This window comes from Streptomyces sp. NPDC096205, from assembly GCF_044763135.1.
GTDB lineage: Bacteria > Actinomycetota > Actinomycetes > Streptomycetales > Streptomycetaceae > Streptomyces.
Window position 1 is genome coordinate 23,769 of sequence record NZ_JBIWFS010000010.1, and the last position, 17,599, is coordinate 41,367.

The 17,599-nt window shown below is 63.8% G+C and carries 14 protein-coding genes; 3 read left to right on the forward strand and 11 right to left on the reverse strand.

All coding sequences use genetic code 11. From position 1 onward, the window contains the following. Positions 1-274: 274 nt before the first annotated feature. The 11 genes from ACIQ6Y_RS31965 to ACIQ6Y_RS32015 all read right to left on the reverse strand — a co-directional run bounded on the left by ACIQ6Y_RS31965 (position 275) and on the right by ACIQ6Y_RS32015 (position 12,782). Entirely contained in the window at positions 275-802 is a 528-nt protein-coding gene (locus ACIQ6Y_RS31965; protein ID WP_404044242.1) for a hypothetical protein, read from the reverse strand. 310 nt (positions 803-1,112) lie between these two features. After that, on the reverse strand, positions 1,113-2,012 hold the full coding sequence (locus ACIQ6Y_RS31970) for a hypothetical protein (protein WP_404044244.1): 900 nt from the start codon (positions 2,010-2,012) through the stop codon (positions 1,113-1,115). Positions 2,013-2,040: 28 nt separating this feature from the next. Continuing rightward, positions 2,041-2,499, reverse strand: a complete 459-nt coding sequence (locus ACIQ6Y_RS31975) for a hypothetical protein (protein WP_404044245.1) — start codon at positions 2,497-2,499, stop codon at positions 2,041-2,043. Between the two features lie 506 nt (positions 2,500-3,005). Beyond that, complete coding sequence (locus ACIQ6Y_RS31980; protein WP_404044247.1) at positions 3,006-3,785, reverse strand: hypothetical protein; 780 nt, start codon at positions 3,783-3,785, stop codon at positions 3,006-3,008. Positions 3,786-4,702: 917 nt separating this feature from the next. Beyond that, complete coding sequence (locus tag ACIQ6Y_RS31985; protein WP_404044249.1) at positions 4,703-8,662, reverse strand: SGNH/GDSL hydrolase family protein; 3,960 nt, start codon at positions 8,660-8,662, stop codon at positions 4,703-4,705. A 414-nt stretch (positions 8,663-9,076) separates the two neighbouring features. After that, the gene (locus tag ACIQ6Y_RS31990; RefSeq protein ID WP_404044251.1) at positions 9,077-9,352 is read right to left on the reverse strand and encodes a LuxR C-terminal-related transcriptional regulator; all 276 of its coding nucleotides are present in this window, start codon (positions 9,350-9,352) and stop codon (positions 9,077-9,079) included. A gap of 128 nt (positions 9,353-9,480) precedes the next feature. After that, positions 9,481-9,651 carry a hypothetical protein gene (locus ACIQ6Y_RS31995; RefSeq protein ID WP_404044253.1) on the reverse strand — a complete coding sequence of 57 codons (171 nt, stop codon included), beginning with the start codon at positions 9,649-9,651 and terminating at the stop codon, positions 9,481-9,483. Further along, positions 9,648-10,100, reverse strand: coding sequence for a hypothetical protein (locus tag ACIQ6Y_RS32000; RefSeq protein WP_404044255.1), 453 nt, complete (start codon positions 10,098-10,100; stop codon positions 9,648-9,650). Before ACIQ6Y_RS32000 ends, ACIQ6Y_RS31995 begins: the two co-directional genes overlap by 4 nt. A 45-nt stretch (positions 10,101-10,145) precedes the next feature. Then, positions 10,146-10,550: a hypothetical protein gene (locus ACIQ6Y_RS32005; RefSeq protein ID WP_404044257.1), complete on the reverse strand. Its 405-nt coding sequence runs from the start codon at positions 10,548-10,550 to the stop codon at positions 10,146-10,148. Next, positions 10,453-10,842, reverse strand: coding sequence for a hypothetical protein (locus tag ACIQ6Y_RS32010; RefSeq protein ID WP_404044259.1), 390 nt, complete (start codon positions 10,840-10,842; stop codon positions 10,453-10,455). Before ACIQ6Y_RS32010 ends, ACIQ6Y_RS32005 begins: the two co-directional genes overlap by 98 nt. A 188-nt stretch (positions 10,843-11,030) precedes the next feature. Then, positions 11,031-12,782, reverse strand: a complete 1,752-nt coding sequence (locus tag ACIQ6Y_RS32015; protein WP_404044261.1) for a hypothetical protein — start codon at positions 12,780-12,782, stop codon at positions 11,031-11,033. A gap of 1,906 nt (positions 12,783-14,688) precedes the next feature. Between ACIQ6Y_RS32015 and ACIQ6Y_RS32020 the strand changes: the two genes are divergently transcribed. From ACIQ6Y_RS32020 to ACIQ6Y_RS32030, 3 genes are all read left to right on the forward strand, one after another. Next, positions 14,689-15,336 carry a helix-turn-helix domain-containing protein gene (locus ACIQ6Y_RS32020; protein ID WP_404044262.1) on the forward strand — a complete coding sequence of 216 codons (648 nt, stop codon included), beginning with the start codon at positions 14,689-14,691 and terminating at the stop codon, positions 15,334-15,336. A gap of 434 nt (positions 15,337-15,770) precedes the next feature. Beyond that, positions 15,771-16,337 carry a toxin-antitoxin system, toxin component gene (locus tag ACIQ6Y_RS32025; protein ID WP_404044264.1) on the forward strand — a complete coding sequence of 189 codons (567 nt, stop codon included), beginning with the start codon at positions 15,771-15,773 and terminating at the stop codon, positions 16,335-16,337. A gap of 2 nt (positions 16,338-16,339) precedes the next feature. Continuing rightward, complete coding sequence (locus ACIQ6Y_RS32030) at positions 16,340-17,530, forward strand: MAB_1171c family putative transporter (protein ID WP_404044266.1); 1,191 nt, start codon at positions 16,340-16,342, stop codon at positions 17,528-17,530. The last annotated feature ends 69 nt before the right edge of the window (positions 17,531-17,599 follow it).

The window sequence follows — 17,599 nt, forward strand, 5'->3', positions numbered from 1 at the left end:
GGTCCGCTTGCAGGCCACGGTGGCCGTCGCCAGGTTCACCTCATCGGAGCTGGGCTCGATGCCGGATGGCTTGGGGGTGGCGAACCGTGCTCCGGCGTCGTCGAGCGTGTCGACTTGGTGCCCGAGGTTGCCCATACGGGTCGCCCAGCAGGCGAGGGCGTTTTTGACTGCCGGCTGGCTGTGGATGGTTTCGAGGGACGTGCTGATCTCCGGCGACGTCATTGAGGAGCAGCACTCAACCGCCAAGGCCCGACGAGCGTTGTCTGCTCACCCCTCAGCCGTGAATGAGCGGGGAGCCGTTCAATTGCTGGGTGATGGGACCGTTTGCGTCGCCTTCAATGTCGTACACAATCGTCGAGTCCGACGACCACCACAACTCGCCATCGTAGAGTGTGGAGGGAGCGATGCATGTGTTCGCCGGGCCGTCTGCAGACCATGAGTAGTAGTCATTGACGATCGCTGTGAGATCACAGGTTCGACTGGTGACCACGTGATCTTCAGAGGTTTGGGTGAGGCGCTCCTCGATCCGCGTCGTGATCTTGAAGCTGGTGAACCGCTTCGATCCGTCGACCACCTGGGCGTCGAGAATACGCCAATAAACGACAGACTTGCCGGTCATCGTTCCTTTGGTGATATTGAACGCGCCGACGTTCTCCACCTGGTAGGTCGTCTGCGGCTTCTGACCAGGGAAGACGACATCGAACTGTGAGCTGCCCGTCGCGGCAGCCGCCGGACTGGCCAGCATCATTCCGACCGTGAGAGCGGACGAGACGAGGCCGGCCGAAGTCAGCATCTTGCGCATTGAAGTCCTCCTGTATAAGCCGAAGTCGAATGCAGTCGTGCCGGGTTCGAGGCTCCCGCGCAGGCGACCACGAAGGTCGCGGCGAGTCGTGGCAGGCCGCAGGTACTTCCGCGGAGTTGCCGTGCGGGGGGCCGCTGGGCACTGAACGGGCGATGCGTCGGCTGCCGGAGTGCCTCGGAGTCGCCTGCGGCCAGCCGTGAGGGCTGCCAGTGGCTTGGAGCGGGAAAAAGGCCGTGACCGAGGGCAAGGGCGGCCGGGAACTTCATGTGAACTGGAGGGGTGTCGAACTGACGGTCATTTGCAATGGCGCTTACTGACGTGCCATGTCGCTCGCCTTGGAGACGGCATTCTCGGTGTTGGCGACAACCTGATCGAGCTCTTCTTGGTGCACGGTGATGGCAGCCTGCTGCAGCTTGGCTTCGGCGTCGAACCATGTCCTCTCGACCTGGTACTTGTCGCGACACTCGATGTCGGCCTTCGCGGTGGCGATTTCCTTGTCCGTGACGATGTTCGGATCGGCGAACGCCGGGTCGTCGTTGGCGTCCATCGGCTCGGCGTAGTCGAACCCCTTTCCCTCCATGCAGGAGGACCAGTCAGCGAACACGTCGACGACATCTGGCTCGTTTTGGGACTGCAGGAAGGACTGTCCGCTGATCTGCTGCACGAGTTCGGCGCTGGCCGTAGCCGGCACCTCGCTGTCGACCTGGGAGACACAGCGCTTCATCGTCGCTTCGTCGGCCCCTGATGAGTCGACAGCCCCGATCTCGATGGCGGCGTCGTACTCCTTCTGCTCTTGGGCATCGGGGTGGTAACCGCGTTCGGCGGCGAGTGCCGCGTCATGGATGCCGTAACGCCAGTCCGTGAGCGTCTTCCCCCCGATCGGCGGGAGGTCGGGGGCCGGCCTCCAGTCGGGGTATCCGGCGCCTGCCATGCATGTGTCGAGCAGATCGTCTCGAGTGCTGGTCGTGATCCGTGCCTGTGCTGTGGTGGGCATATACGCCTCGATGGGCAGCCGCCAAGTGGCTGGGTCATCGGGATCGCCAGTCGTCGCGAGGACTGCGGGAGACTGAGGAGCACCATCCGCGTTTGCGCGCTCCGGGGGCGCGGTAGGGGTGCCCACGGCCGCACTCACGGTGGCCGCGGCTGCCAGGCATAAAGCCGCCGCCATTGGAACTGCAGCGTTGGCCATCCGATTCCTGATCTGGTTCATGCCGGTTTCCCTTCCGGGCGAGGTCGTATCAGGTCGAGGTCCACTTGAACGATGCGTTCTCGTTGTAGACGTTCCGGAATCGGTCGATGTGCTGGTAGGGGGCCATCACGTCCTGAGGACCTTTGTAGCCGCTGTTGAAGTAAATTCTTGCGTAATACTTGTAATGGAAGTTCTCGCCTGAGGCGGCGTTGTTCTTGATGTTCAGCCCTGAGCCAGGCCAGGGGGAGCTCGCGCCGTTGATTACGCAGAAGCGCAGCGGATGGGTGCCGGGCCAGTCCCCTCCCGGACGCAGAGCGCCAAAATCGTAGACGGAGTACCCGATGTTCCGCCACGCGCCGCCCTGACTCGAGTTGTAGTACAGGGCGAGCTTGAAGGCTGATGCCCCCGGCCACTCCTGGCACGCCTCCATGCTCATGAGGTTGGATTCGTCCGTGTTAGCTGCTGCCGGCGTCGTTGAAATGCAGAGCCACGCGGCAGCTCCAGCCACAGCTCCCAGGATTCTACGCAATTGGCTTCTCCCGCTTCGTGTGTTCACGGAAATCAAGAGCGTCTCGGATATGGATTGACCCCTCCCGTGAAACGCTCACAGCATTGCTGCACGCGGGGCTTGCGCCCCGGGCGGAGCCGCTTGATAGCCCTCACGGCTCCAACCCATGGACCGCGTCACGGATTTCTCCGGTTGCATGGTTACTAGGTTTGCCGTCGGCCGCTTCGAACGGAGAGCTTATGGAAGCTCCGGGTGAATAGACACCCCCGCAAGCCTCACCAAATGGGACATACGGCAATATTTTTACTGGCGTCTTTATGTCATGATCAAACGTAAGGTGTGCAACGTCAGCCAGACGCTCCAGGCACCTCAAATGGCTCAGTGATATCGCTTACCGGAAGTGCGTCACCGTCGCGGCCATCGGCAGAGGGTTCGAAGTCGGGTGCCCGAAACTTCCGACGGTCGACAGGCTGCCCGTGGGAAAGAAAGCGGCATCTAAAGGATGATCAGTCGATCTTCGGATCCAACACAGCAAGCACCTGCTCGGATGTGACCGCCTGCTGTCCCTGCGGGGGACGAACGGTTACCGGTTCGCCGATTTCACTGACCCGGATGGAAAACACCCGCCCGCCCTCGACGCTGTACTCGGCGGCACGCACAACAGGCTGCCCCTGGCCTGGTATCCACACACGGATCTTGACCGGCCCCTCGGTCTTGGTCAGCGGCCAGAGGCGTTCGCCGTCGCGTTCCTCTGCTGCTCCATCGATCACGGTGCCGGCGCTTGTCGCAGCTCCAGCAAGCAGCTGGCCGACCTGGCACACCGGGGCTATGCCCTCAACCTCAGCGACGTTGCCGGGGAGATTGGTCACCATGTATGTTCCGCGCAGCATTTGGACCGCCGCCCATGCCCGGTCTTCCTCCTCAGGCGTCGTCGGGTCGGCGGCCGTATCTGAACCCCCGGGGAGTGAGGCCACCGCGTCGTCGAGCGTGTCGTCGGCCCATCTGGTCCATACCCGCTGCCCCACGAGCACGCTCTCAGCCGTGCCCACGGTGCCCTTGCAGGCACCGTGACCGTCAAGGCGTGCGTCGAAGGGGGTGGTCGCCCCATCAGGTGCCCTGAACTGTCCCACCATTCTGAAGGATCCAGGGCTCTGCAGGGGCTTCAGAGCTTCCTGCAGCCTGCGTTCGTCGCTGCTCGGCGCGGGCGTGCACGACGCCAGGTTCAGCACCGTCACGAAGGCGGCGGCTGCACCGATGGCTGCAGGGAACCTGCGGTACCAGCTCATGTCCCTCACCTACGTTGATCACGGAGCAGCAGACCGAAACTCTTGCATACGGCTGTGCCGGTACGCCGCCCTGCTCGTGAGGTCGTCCGTTTCCGCAGCACACAGTGGCCGAAACCCGGTGTGCTGCAGCGGAGTTGGGCGGGATAGTCGCCTCAGACCAGTGCCGGAGGGTGTTGCCCGGTCGTCATCGTGTCCGGCTACGCCGAGTCCCGGTGCAACGCGACCACCTGGGTCCGGAAGAGGGCTTGTATACGGATGTGCCCGCGTGCGGCCGGCAGTACTGGCAGCCGGTGTACTCGTGGAGGTGGCTCGAGCGTGCTGGCTTCCGCCCTGATCTGCCTCTATCGCGCGAAGGGGCAGGCAGTCGGGCACGTCGCGGCATCAGGGAACTTACAGACCTGAGCTGGAGGCTGTCGGCCGTAGCGCGCCCGATCTTGCGGCGTTGCAGTGGTCAAGAGGCGTTGCTGTCGCCTGCGGCTTGCCGTGAGAGTCTGCGTGGAAGACGAAGCGGTAGCAACGGTGGACTCGGGTGTACGACGTTCCGAACATGCTGGAGTCTTCGTATGCGGCGAAGAACTCGACCACGGCGGTCAAGCCTTCTTCAGACCGGGTGTAGGAGATGAGTGAGCCACCGTTCTGTTGGGCGATGCCTGCTGTGCGGGCCCGACTCGGGTGTCGGCCTGCGCCCTGGGCCTGTACGGCAGAGGCGAAAGCGGCAGCCTGACTGGTCGTCCGGCGCAAGGCCTGGCTGCGGTTGTGATCGTTGGTGCGGTCCTGCCGATACGCCAGGATCATGACCACTGCCGCAATGAGCAGCGCACATACGATGGGTGCCATAAGAGCGACGAGACAGCCGCGCGCGGGTGCCCCGCCGCGGCTGTTCCGCGGCGGGGCATGAAGAGTGGGGTTGTCGGGGATCACTGAGTCTCTTGGCGTAGTGCAGTGGGGCCCACGGTCATGAACGCCTCTGCGTACGCCGTCGTTCCGGTTCTGTTCGGGTGGTAGCTCTCACGGCTGAGGCACGTGTCTCCGGTGAACCACCAGCACAAGGAGGTTTGGGCGTCGTCATGGTGGAAGTCGCCCTCTCCGTTCGGTCCGGCCACGATGCCATTGATTCCTTCAGCAGGGTCGCAGATGCGCTTCCCCTCGAACGCCGGCTGTGGGGAGCGGTAGCGTACGTTCTGGCTGTTGAGTCGGTACGCCAGTTCGCGTTGCTGGTCCTCGAAGTACTGGGCCATGTCGTTCAAGATGACGCGCTGCGAGGCACTGACGAGGGTTGAGCAGGCCTGGGTGCGGCTGAAGAGCAGCGGGTACCCCATCAGAGAGATGGTAGCGTTCTTCGCTTTCTGATGGATCTCAGTCAGTACCTTCTCGGTCTCCCCCACAGCCGCTCGGATGTCTGCCTTCATCGACTCTTCGGATGGGCATCCGCTGATGGCGCAGTCCTGGAGCTTCTTGTCGAAGGCGGCATCGTTGCCTCCGATGGTCAGGAGGACCAGGGTCGTGTCGTCGCTGAGCACACCGGAGTCGTTCTGGAACTTCTCGTGGAAGTTTCCGTCGAACCCCCAGGTTTCCTCTTGGTTGCCGTTCACCGGGGTTCCAGATAACACTTGCCAGGTCTCGGCGCCCGAGCAGGCGACGAACTGGAAGTCAAGAGATTCGGCGTTGTCGTCCGCGAGTGTTCCGATCGTTCCCGCCTGGCCCGGGAGCTTCACTTTCCGAGGCCACGCGTTATCACTGCGTCGGCATGCGTTCCAGCTGGGTTGCCCGTGATGGAGGTCGCTGGCTGCATCGTAGTTGCCAGCCCCTTCGCCTGAGGTGTAGGAGTCGCCCATGGCGACGACGACGTCCTTAGGTTTGGCCGGCAGGGGCTGGAAGGCGATGGCGTCCCAGGCGATGTCGTCGTCGGCTGTGCCGTCGTCGGTCTGGTTGTCGAGCACGACGCGTGGTGTGCCGTTGAACTTGTACACACCGAGCGGAACCCAGGTGTTCTGCCGGTAACGCGTGTTCAGGTACCGGGTGCGCGTCGTGTTCGCATCCAGATGGATCCGGTATCTGGCCTGCTGGGTGTGAGCTCCCGTGTCCGGCAGATGGACGAGAACGCGAGCCCACTGATTCAGGGATCGGTCCAAAGTCCAAGTGCCGGTGACCTTCATCTTGGCGATGTTCGTGGTGTCTTCACGCGTGTGGGCGAACCAGAAGTGGGATCCGAAGCCGCCGCCGACCTGCTGGAAGTCCTCCTTGCCCTCATAGGTGGGACCTGCTCCGTAGTCAGTCGCTTCGAATTTCCACTGGAGTGTGCCTGCGCTGGTCCAGGACTTGGTGCAGTCCGTGCGCATGGTGGGCACGGACGCGGCGACATCGTCGATTATGAGGGCGTTGGATGGCAAGCTGCCGGTGCTGCATGTCGGCTTTCCGCTGCTGCCGCGGCCGGGTTCCGAGCGGAGCGTCTTGTACGTCAGTGTCTCGAACCCGCAGTCGCTGATGCACGTCTTCCATGTGGCATTGGCGTCGTACCAGTACTGGTGGTAGCAGGCCTCGGTGGTGCACACCGGCGGGCTTGAGGCGTTGCAACCGTTGTTGTTGTTGCAGAACGCGTTGAGTGGTGGCTTGATACCGAGCGTGCGGTAGCTGGCATTGTTCCACCAGGCAGCTTGGTAGCCGTGGGTGTTGCTGTCGTCCTCCACACCGGAATCGTTGTAGGCGCGGCCGGTGTCGATGGGATAGGCGGCCCAGCCCATCACCTTCTCCGGGTACGGCCAGTGCTGTGGGTGGGCGGCATCCGCGTAGCTGTTGTTGTCGAGGAACGCCTTGCGGTCTGCCGGGTAGCGGGGGTTGGCAGGGTTGTTCAGCCAGCCCAGGCCCCACTTGCCAGTGGCGTCGGGCGTATTGAAGCCGAGATTGTAGTTCCAGACTGCGGCGAACCAGTTCTCGATGTTGCGCGGGTCGTCGTCATTGATCTCGACCCGTTGTCCGTCGGTGTGCAGTTCGTTCCACTTCTTGGACAGGGTCTGGGCTGCGACGGCAACGTTGGCCGCGTAGTCGAGGGCGATTGCTCGCTGCTGGTCGGCAGGCAGGGCCGGCGGCTTGCCCGGCTGCTGACGGGAAGCACTGCTCATGCCGTCGGTCTGCTGTCCCATCCCATAGCCGCAGTCGGCGTCGTTCCAGTCGATGGTCCAGTACTTGGCGGGGTCGTACCCGGGTGTGCCTGGGTAGATGTTGGTGCCGTAGAAGTTGCCGATGAGCGGATTGCCGGTCTGGCCGGGCAGCACGTGGTGCGTGGCCTGCCAGAGGTTGGATTCCTGGGTGAGGACGCCAAGCAGGACCTGGGCGGGTATGCGTGAGCCGGCTGGGGCGTCCCTGAGAGCGGGCAGGGGGAACATGGTGGACGGTGATACCGAGGTGCCCAGGCCGGCCTGGGTGCGCCAGCCGCCCTGGGTGATCCATCCGCTGGTGAGCTCGCCGCGGATGGCCATGTCAGCGGCCCACTCAACCTGGTTGGGCGTCGGTTGCAGGGCCTGGTAGTTGGGGTGGTTGCGGAGGACACCGCAAGTGGCTTCAGGGTCGTAGGTCGTAGAAGAGGAGTCGACTGCGGCCAGGGTTGTAAGCGGTTCGCCGGTGCCACGTCCTCGTGCCCCCCGGATGGCGTAGTGCCCCGCAACAGAGCCTGTGGCCGTACCGGTCCGCAGAGCGGGCGAGGGCAGTTCGGTTACCGCGGCAGTGGTATGGGGGACTGTGAAGTTCAGCGTCCTGCCGGTCTGCGGAACCTGGGCCTGGATCCGATACGGGAGCGCGACGCCTTCGACCACATGGTCAGCGAGCGGATCCGGGGAGCCGTGGGTGCGCAGGCCTGCAGAGACGGCTTTGCTCACAGCGATGCCGCCGTGTGAGGAAACTTGCCCTCCTGCGTCGACTGGCAGGTTCTTCACGCTTGGCGGCAGTGCGGTTAACCCTTGAGGCTGGCCGGTGATGAAAACGCGTCCTTCTGTGCCCGCTGCGAGCCCGACCTCGCCCAGGCGGCCGTGCGCGAGAGTACTGATGCGGCCGTTTGCAGCGCTGCGAACGTTGACCTGCCCCCCTTTGCGGTCGAGGAAGACAACGGCGCCGTCGGCGTCAGGATGCAGGCGGAAGGCGGTTGCCGAGGTTTTGCCTATCAGTTGAGCCTTACCGTCGGCCTCGATTCGGGTAAGCCGATTACCGATGGCCGCGACCATGGCCTCGCCAACCGGGACGGCGGAGGTCGCCTCCCCCGGCACGATCAACGAGCGCGTCACCTTGCCAGTAACTGCGTCCAGACGCATCAGCCGGGTCTTGGCCATCCGCTCGTCGGAGAGCTGGCTCAGCGCAACGGTCTCGTCCTTGCCGCACCCCGGATTGAAGTATGCAAGCGACGCCTGTTCTCGCAGCTTTGTCACCTTGCGAGTCTGCAGGTCCACCACGGCTACGAACGCACCCCGGTCGAGCAGGATCGGGTCGTTGGTGAAAGTCCTGGGTGCGTAGGCCACTACTGCCCTGTTCCCAGAGCCGGTCACGCACACGTTCCCGATCCAGGCATCTGCGTTGAAGCCGTCTTCACGCAGTGTCGCCGCTTCGCGCCACTGGTATGCCTTTAAGCTGTCGGCTACCAGGACATGTAGGCCTTGGGAGTCGCCGATGACAGTGACAGCCCGGTCGGCCGAGGTGCGCCAGCCTTGCGGCAAGTTGTTGTCAGGCCTCTCAACCCTTGACACAGCATTGCCGACTGGAGCGGTTTTTGTCTCTCCCAGGGAGGAGTCGCCCTGCGGCTCGAGGCTCATCTTGCGTTCAGTTGCCAGTCCTGGGGTTCGCCCCGGCTGGCCGGCATCCGCCCATGCGTAGGTCTGCGGAATGAGCGACACGGTTATTGCTGCAGCTACGAAAGCGACCCATTTCGTTCTGTACCGGTTTCCTGACCTCAAGAGATCTCCAAGATTTGAAGGTAAATCCGTGGCGTGAAAACTTGGCGAGCCGGGCGTAGAACGTCATACGCCTGCGGGACCTGCGATACTCCCGCGGCACGCTTCTGCGGAATGCGGCGATCCCTTCGATAGGCACACGTGATGCTCCGGCCAGCAACAGTTGCACCTTTTCATGCCGCGCTCGATGCATTGCCTATTCGAACCGACTGCGTTCGACTGAACGACGAGGGTGGGGGTTCAACTGAATTTCGCCGAACCGCTCCAAACCATAGGCTTCAGCGCCTCTTTCACCCGTCGCACGGAGCAGTAATAAGCAGGCTATGCATATGCGGGATTGGAAAGGGGTGGCCACGCTCAGCCTTGACGGTGGGACGTGGGCAGCAGACCAAGCTCCTGAACACGAGCCCCCAAGGCGACACGTCCAGTCACCCCTAGCAGCGTCATGAGACGGCCGACACGGCGCTGAACAGTCCGATGGCTGATACCCAGTTGCCGTCCGACGCTCGCATCACCAAACCCCTGAAATAGGAGCTCTAGAATCCTCCTATCCTTCTCCTCCAGATGTGGCATTTCCGCGTTCATCAGACCCTCCCGGCGCAGCAGGTGACCCCTTGGCACCCGCCCCTGCATCCAGGCAATCCTAGGAAAATCACGCGGCCACCAGTAGCCTTACAAGCCGGACAAAATACACATATTGAGCATTTCGAATGCGGCGTAAATACGTCACTCCACCCACCCTCATGCGGCAGGGATCCGTTTCAGACGAGCGGAATGGCGAATTCTGCACTCTGCCGGGTATCGACCCCCCTCATAAAGCCTTTCAGACGCTCGATTTGATACCGGTTACTGAACTTCCAGTCTCGATAAAGATCGTTTGCGTCAATGCCGGGGAACCCCATCACTGACTCCAAAAAATGCGAATCGATCATGCGAGTGAGCTTGGTTGCTCGTTCTTCGTTGTGGCGTTCCAGATACCGCGTGGACCGTTAAGGAGGTCGGGGGTGGAGAGATATTGGCTGGCATCGTCGATGAGCCAGCACAGAATTCCTGGCCCCTCGTCGCGAACGAGTTCATAGGCGAGGTTGTCGATGCACCGGTCAGGGGGAACGGTGCGGGTAAAAGGCACGAGACAGGTACGGCGCCAGAACTCTAAGCCGCGGGTGGACACCTCTGGAGGGTGGTTGCCGAGCAGCCACAGATGGTGGGTTGGTCTGAAGGAGTAGGAGTCTCGCCGAATCCGCCGGGGCCGAATCTTTTTGCCGGACGCAAGGAGACGTATCTGTCCTTCGTCGAATCCGTCATCGGGTTTGAGTTCTGAGCACACGACCAGGCGGCGACCGTGGAGTTCGGCAGCGTGCTCGGTATAGGGGTTGCGCACGGTAAGGAGGCCGGGCGGGGCTGCGGACGCGTAGTCCCCCAGGACCTACATCACGGTGTCCAGCAGGACCGACTTTCCGCTCCTGCCTCCGCCGTACAGGAACGGCAAGACCTGCACCCCGACGTCCCCTGTGATCGAGTAGCCGAACAGCCGGCGCAGAAAGTCGATCATTTCCTGTCCTGCGTCGTCGTCGCCGAAGGTGTCGGCCAAGAAGCGCAACCAGCGGGGCGTGGGCATGGCCTGCGGCGTGACACTGGTCATACGGGAGTGGAAGTCTCGGGTTGGGTCAGGTTTGTGCAATTGGCCCGTCCGCAGGTCAAAAATGCCAGCGGGGGTACACAGGGTGTAGGGGTCACCGTCGAGGGCGTTGGGGTCGAGGGTGATCTGAGGAAGGTTCTTGGCTTGGGCAATCAGCGCGTTCGGGTCGCTGTCGGGGTGACGTTCGGCCACCTCCTTGGCGGCCCGGCAGGAGGGCCCTTTCACCTCCGACCCGCTTCCAGCGGTGGTCATCCCACACGAACCATCCCAGGCCTTTGGCATGGCGGAACTGGTCTCCATAGAGGTGAGCGAACTGGCGGACACTGCCATGGTCGATTGAGGGCGGCGGGAGCCGGAGCTCCGTCCTGCCTCGTAATGCGGCAGCGTCTGTGGGCAGCGGCTCAGCTGGTTGACCATCCGCTTGAACCGCGGGCCCCTGCAGGCCGGTGCGGCTCGGCACGCTCTCGCTCCGTGTGCTGCTCATGTACGTCCTTCAGGGTAGAACGGGCAAGCGGCACAGCGACAGCCCGTCATCTCTGTACTCATGTCTTCACTGCGCGGCCTCAGGATGCGCGTCCGGCCTCACACCGGCACCAGGCTCTGGGAGGAGACGCCCACGTTCTGGGTCACCGCGCTCTCTTGGCGCGGTCCCCATGTATGCGGCGTGCGGTTTCACGAGGACGCGACCCCTCGCTGGCCTGGAGCGATCCGCGCGGCCCTGCTCAGTGCACGTCTGTGTGCCTGAGCGTGAATCTTGCGGATGCCAGCTCGGGTGCGGTTCAAAGTGCGTGCGAGGTGGGCAAGGACCTCGGATGCTTCGCTGAACTGGCCGTCCGGGCCGGGGGCGAGAGGCTGCCAGATGTCGTTGGTGTCGTATCTGGCTCCTATGGCCGCACAAGTCGACACGAGTTCTGCCATGAGGCCTCCCACGGCTTTGACGTCGTCTGTGCTGAGGCCGAGCGTGGCCGGCTGAACGACAACCCGATCGTCACCCGCGGTACCGGGAGAGTCGGGTGGCAGCAGCCGTTGCTTTGACGCCCCCGTTCGGAACTGAACATAGGTCGTCTCCTCAACAGCCGGGTCCGTATGTGTGGCGTTCGGACAAGTTGCAGTTCGGCCGAGCGGCGGGATGCTGAGGTCGGGGCATGCACGATCGTTGACTGACCGCGAGTCGTGTGGCACTGCGTCGCTGTCGACCGTGGAAGTGGCTGGTGCAAAGCTCACGACCAGGGCTTTCGCTGCTTCGTCCAGCGTGGTGTCACAGGCACTCGCGTTGTCTCCGAGAGCGACCCAGTGTGCCAGGCGGTCCCTTCCGCTGGCCCATTCGACGCTGTTCACTCGGCTTCCGACGTGCTGTGTGAGGACGGCGCGTTCCACCGGCGGCCGGTAGGCGGGGGTGGTGAGGGCCAACTCGGAGATGCCGCCTGCCGTAGAGGCGTACGCGAAGTGGACGGCTGCCGCCTTTTGGCGGGAGGGGGCCAGCGTGGGTGGTTCACTGTTGGCCAGAGCGGCGGCCACCTGTGGCAGGCTGATGCCAGTTGCTCTCTTGACGAGCAGGGGAATCAGGTCATTTGCGGGATTGGCGCTGACATCTGTGACGCAGGGTCCTCGCGAGGTGAGCGTCATTTCGATGTGAAGGACGCACGAGGTGACAGAAAGCGCGTGAACCGTCCGCTCGACTGTCTGTCGGATCTGGCGGTTGTGCAGAAGTTCGTCGTGGGCGTAGACGCTGTGACGTAATGCTTGCCGTGCGGGGGCAGGACCGTCAGTCGTGCGGGTGACGGCGATCAGCTGGCAGCCTCCGTCGTTGAACACGACAACCTCCGCGCAGATGCGAGGGCCGCTCAGGTGCGCCTCTACGATCACTGTGTCCAGGGGCGACGTAGCGTCGAAGACTGCCTGACGGCCGCGTGCGTACAGAGCCAGAAGTTCGCGTCGAGTGTGCGCCGGCCCAATGGGGCCGGCGGGTTCGTCAGGCCACCTCAGAGTGACTGGGTAGCCGATGGAGTCCGCGTGATCTGCCAGGGATTGTGCGCCGTGGGCCATGGTCCAACGGGGCTGAAAGACGTCCCGCTTCAGAAGACGGCGGACGGCTGCGGGCGAACTGCATGCTGCCAGGCCGTGCGAGTCGTGTGCGTGCGGAGTTCTGGCTGAGGTTACGTAGGCGACCGTTGCGATGGCCGACCGGTCCATGGCGAGGACTCCGCCCAGTTCGTGTTCGGCGGCGTGCCGTCGCACAGCGTCGAGCACAGTGGGCGGGTCAGCAAGATCCACTGGTAGGTGATGTGCCAGGTAGGGGCGTGCCCACAGCGGCACATCCTTGTCCGCCAGCACAATCGGATATGCCTGTGCAACCTGTGACAGCGTGAACTCGGCGTAGTCAGCGGGGCCTCCGACGCCGAGGACCAGCAGCGGCCTGGGCATGTGCAAACCTCCGGGGTAAGGGCGGTACCTGCAGGATGTGCATGTGTGTCCGTGCCGCTGTCGAAAGCGGCGTGTGGTTGGTGGCGGCCTGGACGCCGAGGCAGTAGAGCGTTGGGGAGGCTGGTGATCGGCGGCGTCATGACCCTGATGCAGTGCGGGATATCCGATCACGGTGCTCTTGTCCTGCAGTGCGACGTGTGTTGACGATCAGACTTCGCCCCACAAAGGAGGGGCGGCAGTGTCGTCGCCTGTTGATGCCTCTGGTCTGCAACATGGCTGGTGTGGCCCCAGCCGACAGCGCTGTTCTGAGTAAGCAACGGCGCTAGGGACCCTGCTGACGCCGCCACGGTGTCTGGCTGACAGACGGCAAGGCACTGGGCGGTAGTCGCCTCCTGCAGTCCGTCTGCCAACAAGCTCATGGAATAGACGCCGCTGCCCCCAGCGACGAGTCGCTGCCCAGCGCTGACCAGTCGAGGCCCAGCGGAGACCACAGCACTCAAGTCCTTCTGCGGGCGGATCGCTTGAATAACCACCATTCGCCGCTCGTCCCTCGCGTCCGGAACGATGAAGCTCTGGTGACCGATGCCGGCTCGCCGCGGAGGCCTGACTGCAAGGACGGAAGCTGTCCGTGGCGCCATCGGGTGGCGCGCCAGATTCGCCGTGACACGGTGTGCAATGCCGGCCTCGCCGTCCACGGAGGACTCGTAGACGGCCATACGCACAGCTTCGACAGCATCGGAGGGGGCCCACTCGACCAGGACCAGGAGTCTCCCGGCTTGGGGCCGCAGCCGCATGTCGGTCATGTCGAAGGGTGTGCGACCGAGCACAGCGCCGATCGCGTCTGTCCCGGAGGCAGGCGCCAGGAAGATGTGCGGGGTGGGCGGTCGTACGAGAGTTTGAGAAAGAGTGTCGCCGACGGGACGGCGCATGATGGCTTGCGTGGGCTGCGCGGCAGTAGCCGCCGCTGGCGCTGCGAGGAGGCGTTCCGATTCACTCAACGACGCTCGGACGCTTCGAACCACTGCTGACCAGTCAGCCATGCGCCGCACGGACTGAGGACCAGCCAGTGGCGCCAGCAGTTCACGCACAAGAGAGATCAACTGGGGTGCACGGTGCTCGACACGCGTGACGTCGGAGGACGGTAAGTCGTGGCAGGTCCTGTCTAATCGTCCAACTGATGCGTTGCGGACCATGGGGGGTATGTCGAGTCGAACAGTCAGGTCGAGTGCGGCCGGAGGGTGAGGCTGGCGCCGATCGGGCTCATTACTGACCATCGGGCCAACGCCGCCGTCACGGTTGAGTTGCTCAAGCGTGCAGGTGGTTCGCCTGTGGAGGCGGGCAGGGCCTGTGTCGGTGAGCGGGATCAAGGAGCCGTCGAGGAGCTGCGAGGGCGGCTCGTTCGCCAACGGCTCCTCCGGCGTCAGGATGCGCGCATCCGTGGTTTCCGTCATCTGCGACGTCGCGGAGCGTAAGTCGACGGATGGCGTGCCCAGGGCTAATCCCATGCCATGGACATCCGGGCGGCCCCCCAGCACCTGCTCCACCACGGGATTTTCCCTTCGTCTTGTCAACCGGACCAGGACTTGAGTTGGGTGGTGCACAGACATGAGGAGGCGATGCTGTGGATGGCCCTCCCTGACGGCACGATCGCTGCACAGCACCGCAGTTCAGCGGTGAGGACGACACCGATCGGACTGCGAGAATGGCGCTGTCGGGCTAGAGCAGATCTTCATGGCCGGGCTGCCCGAAGCACCCAGCTGTCAACGATCGTGTCACCTCGACGGAGAGATGTCTAGTACATGCCACAGCTGTGGCAGGGTCTAGCTGTGCAGCCGCCGAGCCGTTAGCCTCCGAAACGGCTCAGCCTCATGCGGTACGGCCCGCGCGACATGTAGGAGATCGATCGGTGACTGATGCTCTTTCGGCTTCGGAGCGTGCGGCGATGGCGGCGCTTGCCGCCACCGTCGGGCGTGTCACCGAGTTGGCTGACAAGGTCGGTCGGCCTCACGAGGAAGTTCTGGACAGCGAAGCGCTCCACCTGGATTGCGGTGTTCCCGTTGACGTCATCGATGCACTTCTCCAGGGGCGCGCGGCCGGCGAGGAGAACATCCAACTGCGCTTCCTCCAGCGCTTGCAGATGCTTCAGCGGACCCAGCTGCGTGAGGACGGCCGCAAGTACACCCAGGTCGACATCGCAAAGGGGACAGGCATTTCTCGCCAGCAGATCAATGCTCTGTGCAACGGCGAACGACGCCCTACTATGGATCACGTAGCCCTGCTCGAACAGTTCTTCAACCGTGATGCGGGCTGGCTCCAGTCGGGGGATGCGGCCGCCTTGAACACTGCTCTGCTGCGGCGAGAGAAGGCTCTACTGCAGCAGTACGCCGACTCTGAGTCGTCAATCCATGACAGCACTCCGGATCTTTTCAGCCGCCTCGGAGTGGAGAACATCGCTCTCCGGGCCGCTCTGCTGCCCGACGCCAGGGCTCGGGCGAAGGTCGTACGTTGGCTGGACCATTTGCTCGCAGAGGAAGCCGACAAGAAGGATCAGTAGCTTCTCTCGGCCCGGGCTCCGAAGGCCACGTATCGCATACCGAACGCGTCCCCAGCGGCTGTTCGTTGCCGACCCGTCGGGCCTGATGCGTCCTGGCCGGCCGTGCTGACTTTAGGCGTCAGCTGCGAGCGCCCCGCGTCGGCGCCCCGCGAGCGGCCTTGCGGCCGTCCCTCGGGGTGGCTCGCAGAGCAATTCCACCGACAAGCGGAACGTCTAGTTCTCACCGCTCAGCGAGTGTTTGGGCCCGAGCCTTTTGTACGATGCCCCAGATTTCGTGCCTGCGATTCTGGGATGCGCAGACGCCGTGAAAACCTCGTAGGGGGCCTATCGACAGCCGTGATGTTGGGTGAAATCAGACATTTAGTCCAGAGCGGAGGGTGCGTCGGGCGTCTCGATGCGCCGCGGTGGGGAGAACGGTGTTCTTAAAGCGGAACATGAAGAAGCTGCTCAGCGAGTTAGTCGACGGCGTCAGCCACCTGCAGGCGCCGGTGAAGGCCGAAGTGCTGTGCCGTGAGCTCTGCGGCGTCATGGCCCGGCGCCGCGGCAAGCCGATCGAGTTCCGTACATCCTCCTTTCCACCCGGCACGGCGAGCGGTCTGTGGATCAGTCTCGGTGATCGCGACCTTGTGGTTGTGGAGAAACGGACCCAGCCCGTCCACCAGATCGTCATCACAGGGCATGAACTGCGGCATATGGACCAGGGGCACTGCAGCCGCCACCTTGTCCAGGGCGCAGCCGCCACACGTCTGCTGAGTCACGAGCCCGACCTCGCTGCAACAGTCGAGGCAATCCTCTCCGTCGCAGGCCGCCACAGCCCCATCGTGGCAGACCAGAGCGGCTCGCCGGAGGACGAGTACGTCGAGCATGAGAAGGACGCGGAAAGGTTCGGCATCCTCTTGGCCACGCGCGTCGGCCTCATGCTGGACGGCGAGCCGGAGGCGCACGATCCCCTCGCTGACCGGATCCAGATGGCCTTCGGTTACCGCAGCCCACGGGGCTGAGCGTGTCCGACTCCAGCCTCTATAGGCCCGCCGTCCTGATGCTCGTGGCCTTCCTGTTCAAGCTGCCGGGGGCCCTGCGTCACCGCCGAGATCCGCTGGTACGTTCTGTAACCGCCTTGCTCGCTGTTGCCAGCGCGGTCCTCTTCCTCGCCGGCACTCCCTCGCCGGCATGGGTCAACCGGCTCTCCGGTGCGCCTAATTTTGCTGCGCCACTGGTCTACGGTCTGCTCACTGCGTGCAGCGGCTGCGCCATCGTCCTTCTGATCCGGTGGCGCGGCGGTCCGCCTGTCCAGGTCCGAAAGCGGTCGCGGTGGTGTCTGGGCGCTTACTCCTTCATCATCGCGGCACTGTCCGCTTTGTCCGCAGCGGGGGACACGCCGGTCGAACGGCTGAGGGACTTCGACACCTACTACGCCAACACCCCGTTCATCCGAGAGATAACCTTCCTCTACCTGGTCGCGCACATCGCCGCGGCCCTGGTGGTGACTGTCCTTTGTTGGCGCTGGTCTCGGTCTCGGTCCATCCCCGGTCTGCTGCGCGCGGGCTTGGTGTTGCTCGTCATCGGCAATGTGCTCAGCCTGGGCTACGGCACGTTCAAGTTCGCTGCGGTCGGAGCCCGTTGGGCGGGTGTGGACTCGGATGTGCTGAGCACTGACGTAGCTCGTTCACTGGCCTCGAGTTCGGCGTTGCTCGTCGGCATCGGATTCCTTGTGCCGTTGGTCGGTCAGCGCTTCGCCGGCGCCTGCCGGCCATGGGCCGCCTATCTCGCGCTGGGCCCGTTGTGGCGGGCCTTGCACGAAGTCCTTCCTGCGGACGGTTTGCGCATCGGCATGCGGCCGTCCGGCAAGCTGCAGCTGATGCGGCGAGAGTCTGTCATCCACGATGGGCATCTGGCCCTGGCCCCGTACGTCGACCCGTTGCTGCGGGCGCAGGCCTACGACTACGCCCGCTCACGGTCTGCCGCACCCGACCAGGCCGAGGCACTGGCGGACGCTGTCATGGTGGTCGCCGCCCTGCGCGCACGGTCATCCGTCTGTGAGCTCGCGCCGATCGTTCCGGTCGGTCAGTACGCGCCCGGTAGGGACTATCGACCTGGGCATCTGGCACGTGTCTCTCGTCATTTACGCGGCTCCTCCTCCACTGCTTATGCATGTCTGGATGCACTGGCCTCACCTGCCGGGGTCGCAGTGTGAGACGGCATACCCATGAGCTGTCCTGCGTCTATCTGCCAGTGACCGACAGGGACATCCCTGGCCGGATGT